The organism is Streptomyces cinnabarinus, from assembly GCF_027270315.1.
Lineage (GTDB): Bacteria > Actinomycetota > Actinomycetes > Streptomycetales > Streptomycetaceae > Streptomyces > Streptomyces cinnabarinus.
In genome coordinates, this window is record NZ_CP114413.1 from 8,393,160 (window position 1) to 8,405,174 (window position 12,015).

At 72.7% G+C, this 12,015-nt stretch carries 14 protein-coding genes and 1 pseudogene; 11 read left to right on the top strand and 4 right to left on the bottom strand.

What is annotated here, in order from left to right; translation table 11 throughout:
- The first annotated feature begins 9 nt into the window (after positions 1–9).
- The 7 genes from STRCI_RS37875 (at position 10) to STRCI_RS37905 (ending at position 6,604) form a co-directional block, all read left to right on the top strand.
- On the top strand, positions 10–1,029 hold the full coding sequence (locus tag STRCI_RS37875) for an iron ABC transporter substrate-binding protein (RefSeq protein ID WP_269663524.1): 1,020 nt from the start codon (positions 10–12) through the stop codon (positions 1,027–1,029).
- 13 nt (positions 1,030–1,042) lie between these two features.
- Positions 1,043–2,614, top strand: a complete 1,572-nt coding sequence (locus STRCI_RS37880; protein ID WP_269663525.1) for an ABC transporter permease — start codon at positions 1,043–1,045, stop codon at positions 2,612–2,614.
- Positions 2,611–3,651 carry an ABC transporter ATP-binding protein gene (locus STRCI_RS37885; RefSeq protein WP_269663526.1) on the top strand — a complete coding sequence of 347 codons (1,041 nt, stop codon included), beginning with the start codon at positions 2,611–2,613 and terminating at the stop codon, positions 3,649–3,651. The genes STRCI_RS37880 and STRCI_RS37885 overlap by 4 nt, the downstream gene beginning before the upstream one ends.
- A 54-nt stretch (positions 3,652–3,705) precedes the next feature.
- Positions 3,706–4,620: a hypothetical protein gene (locus STRCI_RS37890; RefSeq protein WP_269663527.1), complete on the top strand. Its 915-nt coding sequence runs from the start codon at positions 3,706–3,708 to the stop codon at positions 4,618–4,620.
- Between the two features lie 43 nt (positions 4,621–4,663).
- The gene (locus STRCI_RS37895; protein ID WP_269663528.1) at positions 4,664–5,281 is read left to right on the top strand and encodes a hypothetical protein; all 618 of its coding nucleotides are present in this window, start codon (positions 4,664–4,666) and stop codon (positions 5,279–5,281) included.
- Between the two features lie 50 nt (positions 5,282–5,331).
- Positions 5,332–6,051: a DUF1775 domain-containing protein gene (locus tag STRCI_RS37900; RefSeq protein ID WP_269663529.1), complete on the top strand. Its 720-nt coding sequence runs from the start codon at positions 5,332–5,334 to the stop codon at positions 6,049–6,051.
- An 82-nt stretch (positions 6,052–6,133) separates the two neighbouring features.
- Entirely contained in the window at positions 6,134–6,604 is a 471-nt protein-coding gene (locus STRCI_RS37905) for a DUF6174 domain-containing protein (RefSeq protein ID WP_269663530.1), read from the top strand.
- On the opposite strand, the gene STRCI_RS37910 is transcribed toward STRCI_RS37905, so the two are convergent.
- Positions 6,605–7,051 carry a hypothetical protein gene (locus STRCI_RS37910; protein WP_269663531.1) on the bottom strand — a complete coding sequence of 149 codons (447 nt, stop codon included), beginning with the start codon at positions 7,049–7,051 and terminating at the stop codon, positions 6,605–6,607.
- A 111-nt stretch (positions 7,052–7,162) separates the two neighbouring features.
- Here STRCI_RS37910 and STRCI_RS37915 point away from each other — a divergent pair, with 111 nt between their 5' ends.
- Positions 7,163–7,867: a bleomycin resistance protein gene (locus STRCI_RS37915; RefSeq protein WP_269663532.1), complete on the top strand. Its 705-nt coding sequence runs from the start codon at positions 7,163–7,165 to the stop codon at positions 7,865–7,867.
- Between the two features lie 52 nt (positions 7,868–7,919).
- A complete protein-coding gene (locus tag STRCI_RS37920; RefSeq protein WP_269663533.1) occupies positions 7,920–8,471 on the top strand; it encodes a YciI family protein in 552 nt (183 codons plus the stop codon).
- Positions 8,472–8,488: 17 nt separating this feature from the next.
- Here STRCI_RS37920 and STRCI_RS37925 read toward each other — a convergent pair whose 3' ends face one another.
- Together STRCI_RS37925 and STRCI_RS37930 are read right to left on the bottom strand one after the other, a co-directional pair.
- Complete coding sequence (locus STRCI_RS37925; protein WP_269663534.1) at positions 8,489–8,722, bottom strand: hypothetical protein; 234 nt, start codon at positions 8,720–8,722, stop codon at positions 8,489–8,491.
- 81 nt (positions 8,723–8,803) lie between these two features.
- Positions 8,804–9,076, bottom strand: coding sequence for a hypothetical protein (locus STRCI_RS37930; RefSeq protein WP_269663536.1), 273 nt, complete (start codon positions 9,074–9,076; stop codon positions 8,804–8,806).
- A gap of 113 nt (positions 9,077–9,189) precedes the next feature.
- Here STRCI_RS37930 and STRCI_RS37935 point away from each other — a divergent pair, with 113 nt between their 5' ends.
- Entirely contained in the window at positions 9,190–9,747 is a 558-nt protein-coding gene (locus STRCI_RS37935; RefSeq protein ID WP_269664750.1) for a Chromate resistance protein ChrB, read from the top strand.
- Positions 9,744–10,943: an MFS transporter gene (locus STRCI_RS37940; protein ID WP_269663537.1), complete on the top strand. Its 1,200-nt coding sequence runs from the start codon at positions 9,744–9,746 to the stop codon at positions 10,941–10,943. The genes STRCI_RS37935 and STRCI_RS37940 overlap by 4 nt, the downstream gene beginning before the upstream one ends.
- A 38-nt stretch (positions 10,944–10,981) precedes the next feature.
- On the opposite strand, the pseudogene STRCI_RS37945 reads toward STRCI_RS37940, so the two are convergent.
- Positions 10,982–12,014: pseudogene (locus STRCI_RS37945) on the bottom strand (LLM class flavin-dependent oxidoreductase).
- Position 12,015 lies beyond the last annotated feature (1 nt).

The following is a 12,015-nucleotide window of genomic DNA, read 5'->3' on the forward strand; positions in this document are numbered from 1 at the left end:
GGCATCGCCATGCGACGCTCCTCGGTCAGACGTCTCGCCGTCCCCGCCCTCGCCCTCGGACTCCTCGCCCCCGCACTCGCGGCGTGCAGCGACGAGCCCGCCGACCTGGTCATCTACTCCGGCCGCAACGAGGACCTGGTCGACCCGCTGCTGGACAAGCTGGAGGAGGCGCTCGACGCCAACGTCGAGGTGCGCTACGGCGACAGCGCCGAGCTCGCCGCCCAGATCCTGGAGGAGGGCGACAAGACCGAGGCGGCGTTGTTCTTCTCACAGGACGCCGGAGCACTCGGCGCCCTGTCGAAGGAGGGCGCGCTGACGGCGCTTCCGCAGCCGACGCTGGAGAAGGTCGAGGAGCCCTACCGGGGCGGCGAGGGCGACTGGGTCGGCGTCTCCGGACGCGTCCGGGTCCTCGCCTACCACCCGGAGAAGGTCACCACCCCGCCGGACAGCGTGCACGAGCTGACCGGGCCGGAGTGGAAGGGCAAGATCGGGTTCGCCCCGAACAACGCCTCCTTCCAGGCCTTCGTCACCGGCATGCGGGTCCTCGAGGGCGACGACGCCACCCGGGAGTGGCTGAAGGACTTCAAGGCCAACTCCCCGAAGACGTACGAGAGCAACATCGACATCCTGGAGGCCGTGGACGCCGGGGAGGTCTCCGCCGGGCTGATCAACCACTACTACTGGTACGAGAAGGCCGCCGAGGAGGGCGAGGACAAGCTCACCGCCAAGCTCCACTTCCTGCCCGGCGGCGACCCGGGCGGTCTGGTCAACGTCGCCGGTGTGGGCCTGCTGAAGGGCGCCGACGCCAAGGAGGCCGACTACGCCCAGCAGGCCGCCGACTTCCTGCTCGGTGAGGAGGCGCAGAGCTACTTCGCCGAGGAGACCAAGGAGTACCCGCTGGCCGCGGGCGTCGCACCGGCCGAGGGCCTGCCCGCGCTCGACTCGCTCCAGGCGCCGAAGATCAACCTCGGGGAACTCGACTCCCTCAAGGAGACCCTGGCCATGCTCCAGGAAACCGGACTGGTCTGAGGCGCGCCAGGCCATGGTGACGACACAGCCGCCCACCGGGAAGGACCCCGGCCCCCGCCCGGCCGCACGGCTCCGGCCAGGCGGGGGCATCCCGTGGGCACTGGCCCTGCCGGCCGCGGTGGCCGCCGCCTTCGCGCTGCTGCCCCTCGGCTACCTGTGCGTGCGCGCGCTGGAACACGGGCCGGGCTACGCCTGGGACATCGTGACCACCGAGCGCGCCACCGAACTCCTCGGCCACAGCGTCGCGCTGGCGGCGGTCGTCGTCACGGCCTGTCTGGTCCTCGGCATCTCCCTGGCCTGGCTGACCACCCGGACGAACCTGCCATGGGCCCGCGGCTGGGCCGTCCTGGTCACCCTGCCGCTGGCCGTGCCCAGCTACGTCGCCGCCTTCGCCTGGCTGTCGGCCGTCCCGGAGCTCACCGGGTTCACCGGCTCGGCCCTCTCCCTGACCCTGGTGAGCTTCCCGTACGTCCATCTGCCCGTCGCCGCCGCGCTGCGCCGCACCGACCCCGCCCAGGAGGAGGCCGCCCGTTCCCTCGGCCTCGGCCCGCTGCGCACGTTCTGGCGCGTCACGCTTCCCCAACTGCGCCCCGCCGCCGCGGGCGGAGCGGTCCTGGTGGCCCTGTACGTGCTCTCCGACTTCGGCGCGGTCTCGCTGATGCGGTACGACACCTTCACCCGCGGCATCTACACCTCCTACCGGGCGTCCTTCGACCGGACCCCGGCCGCCGCGCTCAGCGTCGTCCTCGTGGTGCTCACCGTGGCCCTGGTCGCCGTCGAGGCCCGCACCCGGGGCCGCGCCGGATACGCCCGCACCGGCACCGGCACGGCCCGCCCCGCGGACCCCGCCAGGCTGGGCAAGTGGGCGACCCCGGCCCTCGGCTGGTGCGCTGCCGTCACGGCCGCCGCCGTCGCCTTCCCGCTCGCCACGCTCGGCTACTGGCTCGCCGTCGGCAACTCCGCGACCTGGGACCCCGCCCGCCTCACCGAGACCGCCACCGCCACCCTCGGCGTCGCCGCCGCGGGCGCCGCGCTGACCACCGCGCTCGCCCTGCCCATCGGCGTGATCGCCGCCCGGTACCGGGGCCGCGCCGCCCATCTGCTGGAGCAGGCCGCCTACGCGGGCCACGCCCTGCCCGGCATCACCGTCGCCCTGTCCCTGGTCTTCTTCGCGGTGCGCTACGCCCACCCCCTGTACCAGGAACTCCCGCTGCTGGTGGGCGCGTACGCGGTCCTGTTCCTGCCCGTCGCGGTCGCCGCCACCCGCGCCGCCGTCCTCCAGGCCCCGCCCGTCCTGGAGGATGTGGCCCGCTCCCTGGGCCGTCGGCCGTGGCAGGTCCTGCGCGAGGTCACCGTGCCCCTGGCGGCACCCGGCGTCGCGGCGGGCGCCGCGCTGACCTTCGTGGTCTGCATGAAGGAACTCCCCGCCACCCTCCTGCTCCGCCCCACCGGCATGGACACCCTCGCCACCCGCCTGTGGACCGAGACCGGCACCGCCTCCTACGCCGCCGCGGCCCCCTACGCCGCCGCCCTGATCCTGCTGGCCGCGATCCCCTCCTACCTCCTCGGGAGGCACCGCACATGAGCGACCTGCGCATCGAGAAGCTGACCAAGTCCTACGGCTCCCAGAACCCGCCGGTCCTCGACGGCCTCGAACTCACCGTCCCCGGCGGCGCCCTGGCCGCCGTCCTCGGCCCCTCGGGCTGCGGCAAGACCACACTGCTGCGGATCGTCGCGGGCTTCCTGTGCGCCGACGCGGGCAGCGTCACCCTCGGCGAACACGTCCTGTGCGGGCCGGGAGTCCAGCTGCCGCCCGAGCGCCGCCGGATCGGCATCGTGCCCCAGGAGGGCGCGCTGTTCCCGCACTTGAGGGTCGCCCGGAACGTCGCCTTCGGACTCACCGGCGTGGACCGCGCCGAACGCCGCCGCCGGACCGACGAGATGCTGGAGCTGGTCGGCCTGTCCGGCTACGGCGACCGCATGCCCCATGAACTCTCCGGCGGCCAGCAGCAACGCGTCGCCCTCGCCCGCGCCCTGGCGCCCCGCCCGGCGCTGGTCCTGCTGGACGAGCCCTTCAACGCCCTCGACAGCGCCCTGCGCGCGGGTGTCCGCGCCGATGTCCGCACGGCCCTGAGCCTCAGTGGCGCCACCGCGGTCCTGGTCACCCACGACCAGCAGGAGGCCCTGTCCACGGCCGACGTCGTGGCGGTCGTACGCGACGGCCGCGTCGCCCAGTGCGACACCCCGCAACAGCTCTACCGCCGCCCCGCCGACCCGTGGGTCGCGGGCTTCGTCGGTGACGCCGTCCTCCTGCCCGCCACCGCCCGGACCAACGGCACCGCCGAGACCGCCCTCGGCCCGGTCCCGCTCGCCCAGGACACGGGCAGCGGCACCGGGACGGTCCTGCTCCGCCCGGAACAGCTCCAACTGACCGACCCCGCCTCCGGCGTGGTCCACGGCACCGTCACCGACGTCCGCTTCTACGGCCACGACGCGATGATCACCGTGACCGTCGACGGACTGGCCGAGCCGGTGGACATCCGCGCCGCCGGCCCGGTCGCCGTACGGCCCGGGGAGAGGACCGGGATCCGGGTCAACGGGGAAGCGGTACTGCACCCATGAGCGGCACCCGTCCCCGACCCGGTGCCCGGTCGGGCGTCTGCGACGATGGCCGCCATGACCAGCACAACCGACCCCGCTCTCCCCGCCGGTGACCTCGCGCAGGCCCTCTTCACGGGGAACCCGGCCACCGACCCGGTCCCCGTCCTGACCTACCCCGCGGGCGCCGGTCGCGTCGCCCGCCGCGAGGCCCTGCGCCCGGTGTACGAGGAGATCGTGGCGCGGATCGGCGCGCCCACGCTCCTCGGCGGTGCCGTCGCCGGGCCGCGGGTGCGCTGGTGCACCCGGGAGCGGATCCTCCAGCTGTCCGGCGACCACAGCCAGGCCGTGCTGACGGCCTACGACGCCGACGAGTTCGAGCGCGCCGAGTGGAAGACCTTCGACACCACACACCCGGGGGACAGGGGCGAGCCGCATGCCTTCGACGCGCTGCCCTACCTGTGGCAGCTCGACCGCAAGGGCCCCGGCTTCGCCACGTCATGGACGTACAACGGCACGATCGTGGTGAGTGGTTGGGAGCACGCGGCCAAGGGGCTTGAGCTGATGCTCGCCTCCTGGGTGGAGCACTATCCCGTCCAGTCGCCGGGGGACTGGATCGGTTTCAAGCTGTGGACCGCCCGCGACTGGGGCCGCAGCATGACCGTGTCGTACTCGCCGAACGACGAGGGCCACGAACTGGCCGTCGCCATCGACGACCGGGGCGCCGAGCGGACCGAGGAACGCCAGGCGCGGATGCGTGAGCGTGGCTGGCGCGTCCAGGACGAGCACCAGTGGTGGCGCACCACGCTGCCGGAGACGGACGAGGACGCGCCCCGCGTGCTCGCCGAACTCGCCATCGCCGAGTGCCGTGCCCGCAAGGCCACTTGCGTGGACGAGCTACGGGCCCTCGACATCAGCGCGGGCGACCACGGCGACCTGTGGCTCACGGGACTTGGTCTTCCGACGCAGCCGTCGCGCGGCGAGCACTGGTGAACGGATCGCCCACGAGGGGCGGTTGAGGGAATGATGGGCGACCGTGGCAGGTGAGGCGGCGAACGCGGGGCGCGTCGGCCGGGACAGCCGTCCCGGCTGGGCGGAAGCCTGCGTGCGCGCCGGACTGTTCGCCCTCGTCGGCCATGTGCTCGCCGCGCTGGGGCATCACTCGCTCGCCGACGGCCCTGTTCCCTGGCGGCTGGTGGCGGCGGGCGCGGCGGCCCAGTTCGCCCTGGCCCTCCCGGCGGCCCGCCGCCGCACGCTGCCTCTGCAGCTGGTGACGGCGTGCACCCTCACCGCGCAGGCGGTCCTGCACACCGCCCTGGCCCAGGCGCAGGACGGCTCGCACCACGGCCACTCCGCGGCCGGGCACGCCTGGCATCAGGCCGCCCCCGGTATGACGGCGGCCCACCTGGTGGCCGCGACGGCGGCGGCCTGGCTGCTTTGGCGGGCGGACGCGGCACTGGTCACGGCACGTGCGGTACGGCGGTGCGCCGCCGCGGTGCTGGCGGGGACGGCAACTCCGGTGGCGCCGCGTGGAGTTCCCGCGCCGCCCGCCGCCGTACGCATCGCGCTCATCTTCGCGGTCCCCGTGAGGACACGCGTGCTGGAGCATGCGCTGGTGCGCAGGGGGCCGCCGGGACACGCCGTTCCGCGATGACCCCCCATACCCGGCTGGCCCCGCCAGCCGTCACCAGCAAGGAGCGCTCCATGCGCACGCACCGGAACAAGGCAGGCCGCGCCGCTCTCGTCGTCGCCGCTGCCATTGCCGCCACCCTCACCTCGGTCTCAACGGCCGCCGCCCACGCGGAAGTCGAGGCCGACACCACCCAGGCGCTGGCGGAGAACGTCACCCTGACCTTCACCTCGGAGGCCGAGTCCGACAGCGCGGGCTTCAAGGAACTGCGCATCGTCCTGCCCAAGGGCATCGCGCCGGACGACGTGCGGCTCGACGAGGCCCCGAAGGGCTGGGAGCTGAAGACCACGGACGACGGATACTCCGTGGCGGGCCCCGCGCTGAAGACCGGCATCGACGCGGTCCACAAGATCACGGTCCGTCAGCTGCCCGACGCGAAGGAGATCGCCTTCAAGACGGTGGAGACCTACAGCGACGGCGAGGTCTCCCGCTGGATCGAACTCCCCGACGGCGGAGCGGAACTGGAGCAGCCCGCACCGCTGCTGAAGCTGAGCGCGGCGGCCCCCGGCGCCACCCCGGTCGCCGAGAGCCCGACGCCCCGTGCGTCACCGACCCCTTCGGCCACCGCGTCCACGACGCCGACGCCGACGTCGACCCCGCAGGCCGCCGACACGGCGTCGGACGAGGACGACGACTCCTCGGCCGGGCTGGTCGTGGGAGGGGTGGTCGTCGTGGTGCTGGTCCTCGGCGCCGGCGCCTGGTGGCTGATCAGGCGCCGCACGACGCGGGACTGAGCGCAGGACCGGTCCCTTCGGCCCGAACGTTCCGCCGCCGCCCGGCGTCGTAGCAATAACCGTGTCGAAGGGACCAGATCACATGACCTCCGCACCCCCGCGTGCCCGCGCCCTCTCCGTCGCCGTACTGTGCGCGGCTCTCCTGTCCGCCATGGTCGGCTGCGGAACCGAGGACGATTCGAACGGCCGCACGGCCGCGAGCAGCGCGGCCTGGAAGGAACCCGCCGCGTACACGTACACGCTGGAGTCGACCATGGGTGAACGCTCCCTGCTCGGCAAGTTCCGCATCACCGTGCGGAACGGCGAGGTGACCAAGGCGGTCGGCCTGGACGACAGCGCCCGCCGACTGGTCAAGCGGTCCCCCGACCAAGTGCCCACGATCGGCGACCTGCTGGCCGAACTCCACCAGGCCCGCGAGGAGAACGCGGACAAGGCGGAAGCCGAGTACGCCGCCGACGGTCACCCGGTGAAGATCAGTCTGGACTGGCTGGAGGACGCGATCGACGACGAGGCTCTGTACGTCATCACCGACTACGAACCGGCCGACAAGTAGCTACGACCCCGGGTCCGGCCCGATTCCCTGGAGCTCCTGGATCGTACCGCCGAGCTTCTCGCGGAAGGAGCCGAGCAGCTCGGGCTTCGCGCTGAGGACCCAGCGGGTGCCGACCAGGTAGGAGCCGCCGTAGACGCTGGCCGAGTCCAGCCAGGTCTGCTTGAGCTCCTCCTCGGGGAAGGTGGTGATGAGGTAGTCGGCCTTCTCGGTGTGGCACACGCCCTGGCGCAGCTCGTCCGCGTCGATGCGGATCTTGGCCTTGCAGCCCGTGAGGCCCGCGATCACCTCGACCTTGGCCGGAGCGACGACCCCGGCGGACGGGGCGGCGGACACCTTGGCCGACTTGGTGACCTTGTCCGCGTCGTCCGCGCCCGCACCGCATCCCGTGACGAGGAGTGGGGCGACCGCCAGACACCCGACGATGACCCCGCCTCTCACTCGGCCCACATGTCCCCCTGCCCCTAGGTCGTTCGCCGTCGGTGGGAGTACGGACGCCGACCCAGGAATGTTCAGCTGGGCAGCCTGGTGCCACTAGTCAACATTGACTAGAGTGAGGTCATGGGTGAAACGACCATTCCGATCCTCCCCTGCCAGACCCTCCGGCCCGTCCTCGACTTCTACACCGCCCTGGGTTTCGAGGTGACCTTCCAGCAGCGCAGTCCCAACCCCTACGCGGTCGTGGAACGCGGCGGCATCCAGCTTCAGTTCTTCGGGATGAAGCGGTATGAGCCCGCCGAGTCCTACAGCACCTGTTACGTCGGGACCGATGACGTCGATGGGCTCTACGCCGCTTTCCGCAGCGGTCTCAAGGCCGCCTACGGCAGGATCCCGACCCGGGGCCTGCCGCGGATCGGGCCGCTGAAGGACATGCCGTACGGTGTCCGTCAGTTCCTCATGACCGATCCGGGCGGCAACTGCGTTCGCGTAGGGCAGCAGACCGGCGAGGACCCGCACTATCGCCCCGCCCCCGAGGGGACCTTCGCGCGGGCCCTGCACCACGCTTCCCTCCTCGCCGACTCCAAGGAGGACCCGGCGAGCGCCGCGAAGGCCGTCGACCGGGTGCTGGACCTTGAGGACGAGCGGCCGACCTCGGTGGAGCTGCTCCAACTCCTCGTCCTGCGCGCGGACATCGCCCGGCGCCTGGACGACGAGGAGACGGCGGCCTCGGCGCTCAAGCGGGCCACAGCGATCGAGATCACCGCCGGGGAGCGGGAGTCGGCCGCGGACGCCCTGCGGTGCCTGGAGGATCTGCGCCGGCCCTGAGCGGCCCAAAGTCGGTTGAGGCCCGGCCCGTCCTGGGGAAGGCTCTGAGATCATGGAGTACTTCTGCTACCACCGTGACCGCCCGGACTCCCTCACCCTGCGTGAGGAACTGATCGAAGCACACTGGTCCTACATGGATCAGTACGCCGCCGAGATGATCGCCCGGGGTCCCACCTTCGCGGCGGACGGTGACACCCCGACCGGCAGCGTGCACATCCTCGATCTGCCCGACGCCGCCACGGCCCGCGCGTTCGCCTTCGACGAGCCCAACTACCAGGCGGGCGTCTACCGGGACGTGCTGCTGCGCAGATGGCGCAACCTGCTCGGGCGCACGATGTGGGAATTCCCCGGCGGCCGCACGGAAGGCGACCGCTACCTCGTGCTCGGCCTCGGGGAGGGCGAACCCGCCGATCTCGCGCTACCGGTGGCCCAGCGGGACGAACTGATCGCCTACGGCCCCCTGCTGGCCGACGACGGCACCACCTGGCTCGGCACCGCGGCCCTGCTCAGGGCGCCCGACCCGGACACGGCACGCACCGTCCTGACCAAAGAACGGTACGCCGACATCGAGGTCCACGACTGGGCATTCGGCGGGCGGGAGTAGGGCCGCCCGGTGCCGCGCTAGTCGATGTACCCGGTGGCCGGGTCGATCTGGGAGAGGAAGTCCCGTACGGCCTCTTCGAGTTCGGCCCGGCCGACCGGCTCCGGAGGGTGGGTGCGGAACCCGAAGCCGTACTGCGGATCCGGCCCGGACACCCAGGTGAGCTGGTACGTCCCCGGGCTGTCGGGCGGCTGCTCGACCTCGAACTCCTCACCGTCGACCGTGATCCTCGACCGCTCGCCGTCCGATGCCATGGCCTGCTCCTCTCCGGGCGGAGAACGAGAGGCTACACGGGTGTCGTGCGGGAAAGGACGACGGCCCGGGCATCACCGCGGTTACGCGTCGTGCCGCACGGCCTGCGCCACCTCGGCCTCGATGGACCCGAGCGACGTGCCCTGCTCCTTCGCGTACTCGGTGACGGAGGTGTGGGCGTCCCGGGCGAGGTCCCGCCAGGCACGCCACGCGGTCTCGTAGGTCTGCGTCTGCGTGTCCGACCAGCCGCCCGCCTGGGTCGGGGGCCCGTACTGCGCCCGCAGCCCCTCCACCCGGCGATGCGCCTCGTCGGCGGCGCGCTGCTTCTCGATCAGCTCCTCGAAGGTGTGTGCCACTCCGCGATCGTAAGGAGCGCGGGCGCGAAGCGCACGGCGAGCGCCCTGACCTGTGGCGATGCGGCGTCACAGAGCTACATGTAACACCTGCTACATTTCTCGCTGTGTCGACGATGGAACCGGACGCGCGCTGGCTCGTCCTAGTGATCAAGATTCCCGCCGAACCGTCCCGTCATCGGGTCGCCGTCTGGCGTGAGCTGCGCCGGACCGGCGCGCTCTCCCTCGGGCAGGGCGTGTGGGCCGTGCCCGATGTCCTGGTCTTCGCGCAGGGGGTGTCCCGCGCGCTGGAGCTGACGGAGAAGTCGGGCGGCGCGGCCGTGACCCTGAACGCGGCGGGCCGGAGCCCTGAGGACGCGGCCCGCTTCCGGGAGATGTTCAACGCCGCGCGCTCGGCGGACTGGACCGAGTTCCTGGCCGACTGCGGCAAGTTCGAGGCGGAGATCGCCAAGGAGATCGGCAAGGCCAAGTTCACCCTCGCCGAACTGGAAGAGGAGGAGCAGTCGTTGGAGCGGCTGCGCCGCTGGCACCGGGACCTGACCGCCCGGGACGTGTTCGGCGCACCGGAGGCCGGCGACGCGGCGGCCCGCCTCAGCACCTGCGTGTCCGTCTGCGAGGACTACGCGGAACGCGTCTTCGCGGCCCTGCACGGCACACCGGAGGACGACCGATGACCACCTCCGGAACCACGGCCCAGGCGGCGCCGGCCCGCACCATGTGGCCCCTGTACGCGGCCGGGTTCACAACCGCCTTCGGCGCGCACGGCATCGCCGCGAACCTCGGCGGCTTCTCCGAGGACGCCGTCACCTCGCTGCTCGTCCTCGGCGGACTCCTCGCCCTCTACGACGGCGCCGAGGTCGTCCTCAAGCCGGTCTTCGGCACCCTCGCCGACCGGATCGGCGCCAAGCCGGTCCTCCTTGGCGGCCTGGTCGCCTTCGCCCTCGCCTCGGCGCTGTACGCCGTGGCCGACAGCCCCGGCTGGCTCTGGGCCGCGCGCCTCGGCCAGGGCGCCGCCGCCTCGGCCTTCTCCCCGTCCGCCTCCGCGCTGGTGGCCCGCCTCAACCCGTCGGCCAAGCGTGGCCGGGCCTTCGGCAGCTACGGCTTCTACAAGTCCATCGGCTACACCCTCGGCCCCCTCCTGGGCGGGCTGCTGGTGTGGGCCGGGGGGCTGCGTCTGCTGTTCACGGTGCTCGCGATGCTGGGCGCGGCGGTGGCGCTGTGGGCCGCGGTGGCGGTGCCGGTGGTGCCGCCGCTGCCGAAGCGGCGCCAGACGCTGGTGGACCTCGGCCGCCGCCTGGCCGACCCCGTCTTCCTCGGCCCCACCGCCGCCCTCGCCGCGGCGACCGCCGCCCTCTCCGTCGGTGTCGGCTTCCTGCCGGTCTCCGGTGCCGCGGCCGGACTCGGCACCATCGCCACGGGAGCGGCCGTCTCGGCCCTGGCGGCGACGGCGGCCGTGGTCCAGCCGTACGCCGGACGCGCCCTGGACAACGGCAGGCTGACCACCCGCAAGGGCCTGGCCACCGGTCTGGCGATCACGGCGGCGGGTCTGGCCTGCGCCACGCTGCCCGGCCTGACCGGCGTACTGCTGTCCGCCACCCTGATCGGCGCCGGCACCGGCCTGATCACGCCCCTCGGCTTCGCGGCCCTCGCCACCAGCACTCCTGAGGAACGCATGGGCCAGACCATGGGCGCCGCCGAACTGGGCCGCGAACTCGGTGATGCCGGAGGCCCCCTCCTGGTCGCCGGAGTCGCCACGGTCACGACCCTGACCTACGGCTTCGCGGCCCTGGCGCTCATCGCCGCGGCCGGCGCCGCCCTGGCGATCGTGCGCCGGGACGGCGCGCCGGTGGGAGCGAAGCCGAAGAACTGAGGCGCAACCACCCGCCCGCGCGGCACTGTGACGGACCGTCACACGGACGGCTGCCAGCCCAGTTCCGGGCCCAGCTTCGTGGCGATGTCCGAGAGGATCTGGACGTAGTCCTCGTGGTCGAAGGTGAAGGGGAGGGCGAACGCGACCTCGTCCACCTCACGGAACGCGGCATGGTTCCGGAGCCGGTCCGCTATCTCCGCGCTCGTGCCGACGATGTCCGGGGCGAACATCAGACGGGCCGGCCGGACCCTGCGGGGAGAGCGTGCGGGGGGTGCGCTTGAGGGCGTACTCCTCGTACTTGGCGCGCTGTTCCGGCGTCGCCGAGTCGGTGGGGACGACCACCAGGCCCTGCGAGACCCGCGCCTTCTCGCCGTCCGGGTGCGCCGCGCGGAAGGCCCGGATGTGGGAGAGCTGGATGTCCGCGAAGTCCGTCGGCTCCTCCGCTCCTTCCGCCTTCACCACGCTGCTCGTCAGGAGGTTCATGCCGTGCTCGCCCGCCCAGCGGGCCGAGCCGAGGCTGCCGCCGCCGTACCACAGGCGGCTGCCGAGGCCGGGGGAGTGCGGCTGGACGCGGTCGGAGAACACCTCGAACCCCTCGGTCCCGGCGAAGTCCGTGGCCGCTTCCCCGCGCACGAAGTCCAGCAGGCGGCGCACCCGTTCGTACCCGAAGTCCTCCTCGGCCGCCGTGTCGGGATAGAGCGCCTCCTTGACGCGGTCGTAGTGCATCGGCGGGCTCACGCTCACGCCCGGGTTGAGGCGGCCGCCCGACAGGATGTCGACCGTGGCCAGGTCCTCGGCCAGGCGAAGCGGGTTCTCCCAGCCGAGCGGGATGACCGCGGTGCCGAGCTCGATCCGGCGCGTGCGCTGCGTGGCCGCCGCCAGCAGGGCGACGGGGGAGGAGATGCCGTACTGGAGGTGCCGGTGGCGGACCCAGGCGCTGTCGAAGCCGAGCTGCTCGCCCAGCTGGATGAGGCCGAGCGTGGACTCATGGCCGATGCGTGGATCGCTCGCGTCGAACAGCCCTATGGTCAGGAAGCCCAGCCTGCGCAGCGGACGTGAGATCGACGGCATC

What these genes read in the sequence shown, in the direction of transcription:
- STRCI_RS37875 (WP_269663524.1), top strand. Translation starts at nt 10, where the DNA reads ATGCGACGCTCCTCGGTCAGACGTCTCGCCGTCCCCGCCCTCGCCCTC.
- STRCI_RS37880 (WP_269663525.1), top strand. Translation starts at nt 1,043, where the DNA reads ATGGTGACGACACAGCCGCCCACCGGGAAGGACCCCGGCCCCCGCCCG.
- STRCI_RS37885 (WP_269663526.1), top strand. Translation starts at nt 2,611, where the DNA reads ATGAGCGACCTGCGCATCGAGAAGCTGACCAAGTCCTACGGCTCCCAG.
- STRCI_RS37890 (WP_269663527.1), top strand. Translation starts at nt 3,706, where the DNA reads ATGACCAGCACAACCGACCCCGCTCTCCCCGCCGGTGACCTCGCGCAG.
- STRCI_RS37900 (WP_269663529.1), top strand. Translation starts at nt 5,332, where the DNA reads ATGCGCACGCACCGGAACAAGGCAGGCCGCGCCGCTCTCGTCGTCGCC.
- STRCI_RS37905 (WP_269663530.1), top strand. Translation starts at nt 6,134, where the DNA reads ATGACCTCCGCACCCCCGCGTGCCCGCGCCCTCTCCGTCGCCGTACTG.
- STRCI_RS37915 (WP_269663532.1), top strand. Translation starts at nt 7,163, where the DNA reads ATGGGTGAAACGACCATTCCGATCCTCCCCTGCCAGACCCTCCGGCCC.
- STRCI_RS37920 (WP_269663533.1), top strand. Translation starts at nt 7,920, where the DNA reads ATGGAGTACTTCTGCTACCACCGTGACCGCCCGGACTCCCTCACCCTG.
- STRCI_RS37925 (WP_269663534.1), bottom strand. Translation starts at nt 8,722, where the DNA reads ATGGCATCGGACGGCGAGCGGTCGAGGATCACGGTCGACGGTGAGGAG.
- STRCI_RS37935 (WP_269664750.1), top strand. Translation starts at nt 9,190, where the DNA reads ATGGAACCGGACGCGCGCTGGCTCGTCCTAGTGATCAAGATTCCCGCC.
- STRCI_RS37940 (WP_269663537.1), top strand. Translation starts at nt 9,744, where the DNA reads ATGACCACCTCCGGAACCACGGCCCAGGCGGCGCCGGCCCGCACCATG.